We start from the raw sequence: 3,456 nt of genomic DNA on the forward strand, positions 1-3,456 counted from the left end.
GTGAGTTGGATAAGAGATTCTGGAAACATAGAACAGATGGCACACTGATTATTTCTCCAGTATCCCAGCATTTTGGAGCATTTATTTCTTGGATTACTCTAAGTCCGATCGCATAACCCCAATAAAATTGGTTTGTAGTAAAAACTTGAACTACCAGCCCTTGTGTACCTTGGGTAACCTGAAAACCGCGATACAATGTTAGACAAAATGCGACTTTATACGCTTTCATTCTTTAGTATCTTAGAGAGGGACGAAAGGCAAGTGTAAGAGCGGTTTCAAGCGTCGAGTGCTATAAAGTTTCTAACAAAGATTGAGTATTGTGAGGAACGCCACAGAAGTTCCGATCTGCTGCGGCGTTTTGTTCGCCAGAACAGGAGACTTTCGCCGCCAATTCTAGAGTTCAGAGAGATTTGGTAGGAAATCCGAGGAGCCGATCGCCCCGTTAATCCCAACCAGATTCGCTAAAACCCGATCGGTTCCTGCTACTCGCAGCAACGTACCGTTCGGAGTGGCGCTAAATTGCAACTGCTGGAAACTCACCCCACCGCTCAAAACAAACTTATCGACGCCTACCTCGAAGTTAATCACAGTATCAGTGCCACCCTCACCATTCAACACAAATTCATCGCTCCCAATACCTCCAATTAAAGTATCGTCGCCCAAGTCGCCAAACAACCAATCGCCTCCAGCGCCCCCATTGAGCAGGTCGTTATCTTTACCACCAATCAGGGTATCGCTGCCCGCATCTCCGTTGATAGTATCTTGGCCTTCGTTGCCGTAAAGCAAGTCATCGCCGTCACCGCCGTTGATGCAGTCTTGCTGGTCGTTTGCGGCCACCGACAAAGCCCGGTTATCAGCCCGATCGCCATAGATGGTATCGTTGCCCTCGCCACCGCAGAGTTCATCGCTGCCGTCACCGCCGTAAATCAAGTCGTCGCCGAGATCTCCGTTTATGAGGTCGTTAGCTTTACCGCCGTAAATCAAGTCGTTGTCTTGACCGCCACTGATGGTATCGTCACCTTCATCGCCGAACAGCACATCAGCACCGATGCCGCCAAAGAGCAAGTCCTGGCCGCCAACATCTTTAGCTCGACTTCGAGCACCGCCGTACATCGTGTCGTCGCCGCTGTCCCCGACAAGGGTATCTGAGCCGAGTTCGCCCCAAATCAGGTCATTATCTTTGCCACCCCAAACACAATCATTGCCTTTACCTGCTTGCACGGTATCATTACCGTGGCCGCCGCCGATGATGTCGTTGCCGCCGTCGGCAAAGATTAAGTCTTGTTCGCCGAGATCCCCGAGGGACTGGGAACTGCCACTGTCGCCGAGCAGAGTATCGGCTCCTTCGCCGCCGTAGACGGTATCGGAGCCTAATTGACCGTAGATGATGTCATTGCCTTTACCTCCGTAAGCGCGATCGTTATCTTTGCCTGCAACCAGCGTATCGTTGCCTTGTTGGCCGTTGAGGAAGTCGTTGCCGAAGCCTCCGTATAGCAAGTCGAGTCCCTGGGAGTCGCTGGCCCTTTGGTCGCGGATGCCCCCAAACAAGCTGTCGGAGCCGATGCCACCAAACAACGTATCGGAGCCGAGTTCGCCCCACATGAGGTCATTCTCTTTACCTCCAAGGGCAATATCGTCACCTTTGCCGGTATGGATGGTATCGTCGCCCTCGTTGCCGTTAATGATGTCTGCACTCTCGCCTCCGAAAATCAAATCGCGAGCATCGTCAGGACTCTGGGAGTTGTTGTGGCCGGTGTCTCCGAGAATCGTATCCGCACCTCGATCTCCAAACAGGTTGTCAGAGCCTAAGTCGCCGGCAATCCAGTCGTTCTGTTTGCCTGCGAATACGATATCGTTGCCCTCGTCTCCGTAAACAATATCGGTGTCAATGCCACCAAAAATCGTGTCATTGTCTTCGTTGCCGTAAATTTCGTCCGCGCCGTCTTCACCTAAAAGCAGGTCGTTGCCTTCAAAACCGACAATTTTTTGGTTGCCTTTGGTGTCTACGATGAAGTCATCGCCGTCGGTTCCTTTGGTGGTTTGTCCTTCGGAAAATTGTGAAATAGGCCGGACAAATCCAACTGCGGGTGGTTGCTGCGGAGGCGCAAAGTTAATTCCCGGTTTTTCAATAATGGGCTGACACAAACAGTCGGTATCTGGTTCTCCGATCGGATTTGAGATGATCGGGGATGCCGGCGTTGGTGTGGGAGTTGGCGGCACCGGCCGCAAGATAGCGACAACAGTAGCGGGTGCGGGACTGGTGGCGCCGCTGTTGTCTGTGGCGCTGTAGGTGAAATTGGCTCCTGTAAAGTTGCCTGTCGTGAAGAAAAATAGTTGCTGCAACTGTTCTGGAGTCAGGACTTGACCTGGTGTGACTGGTACACCACCGCCGTTGGCTGGATCTCCTAAAAACAGACCTGCTTGGTCTGGTGAGGGCAGGGTGTCGATGGTGTAAGAGACGATCGACCCGTCGGGGTCGCTTCCTCCCAATCCCGTGACTAACTGGCTGCTGTTGGGTTCTAGGCTGGAGTTGGCATTGTTGGCAACTGGTGGTTGGTTGTCAGTTGAAAGTATGGCAGCCACAGTAGCCACAGCGGGACTGGAGGCGCCACTGTTGTCTGTGGCGCTGTAGGTGAAATTGGCTCCTGTAAAGTTGCCTGTGGTGAAGAAAAATAGTTGCTGTAACTGTTCTGGCGTCAAGACTTGGCCTGCTGTGACTGGTACGCCACCGTTGGCTGGATCTCCTAAAAACAGGACTGCTTGGTCTGGTGAGGGCAAGGTGTCGATCGTGTAAGAGACGATCGACCCGTCGGGGTCGCTGCCTCCCAATCCGGTGATTAACTGGCTGCTATTGGGCCCGAGGCTGGAGTTGGCATTGTTGGCAACTGGTGGTTGGTTGGGAGTTGGTGTGGGAGTTGGAGTTGTGGGAGTTGGTGTGGGAGTTGGAGTTGTGGGAGTTGGTGTGGGAGTTGGCACTATCAGTCCATCCACAGTAGCGGTAGCAGGGGGACTGATAGCACCGCTGTTGTCTGTAGCGCTGTAGGTGAAATTAGTTCCTGTAAAATTGCCTGTGGTGAAGAAAAATAGTTGCTGTAACTGTTCTGGCGTCAGGACTTGGCCTGGTGTCACCGGTACGCCGCCGTTGGCTGGATCTCCTAAAAACAGCACGGCTTGGTCTGCTGGGGGCAGGGTGTTAATGGTGTAAGAGACGATCGACCCGTCGGGGTCGCGGCCTCCCAATCCTGTGACTAACTGGCTGCTGTTGGGCCCAAGGCTGGAGTTGGCATTGTTGGCCAATGGCGGTTGGTTGTCAGTTGGAGTTGGCGTTGGTGTGGGAGTTGGCGCAACCGGCCGCAAGATAGCCGCTACAGTAGCGGCCGCGGGACTGGAGGCGCCACTGTTGTCTGTGGCGCTGTAGGTGAAATTGGCTCCTGTAAAGTTGCCTGTGGTGAAGAA

1 pseudogene is annotated in these 3,456 nt (G+C 53.2%); it reads right to left on the reverse strand.

Annotated features, from left to right (window positions below):
- Window positions 1-393: 393 nt before the first annotated feature.
- Window positions 394-3,456 (reverse strand): annotated as a pseudogene (locus tag QUB33_RS28895) (DUF4347 domain-containing protein); the annotation flags it as partial.

The organism is Microcoleus sp. B3-A4 (genome assembly GCF_036705385.1).
Lineage (GTDB): Bacteria > Cyanobacteriota > Cyanobacteriia > Cyanobacteriales > Microcoleaceae > Microcoleus.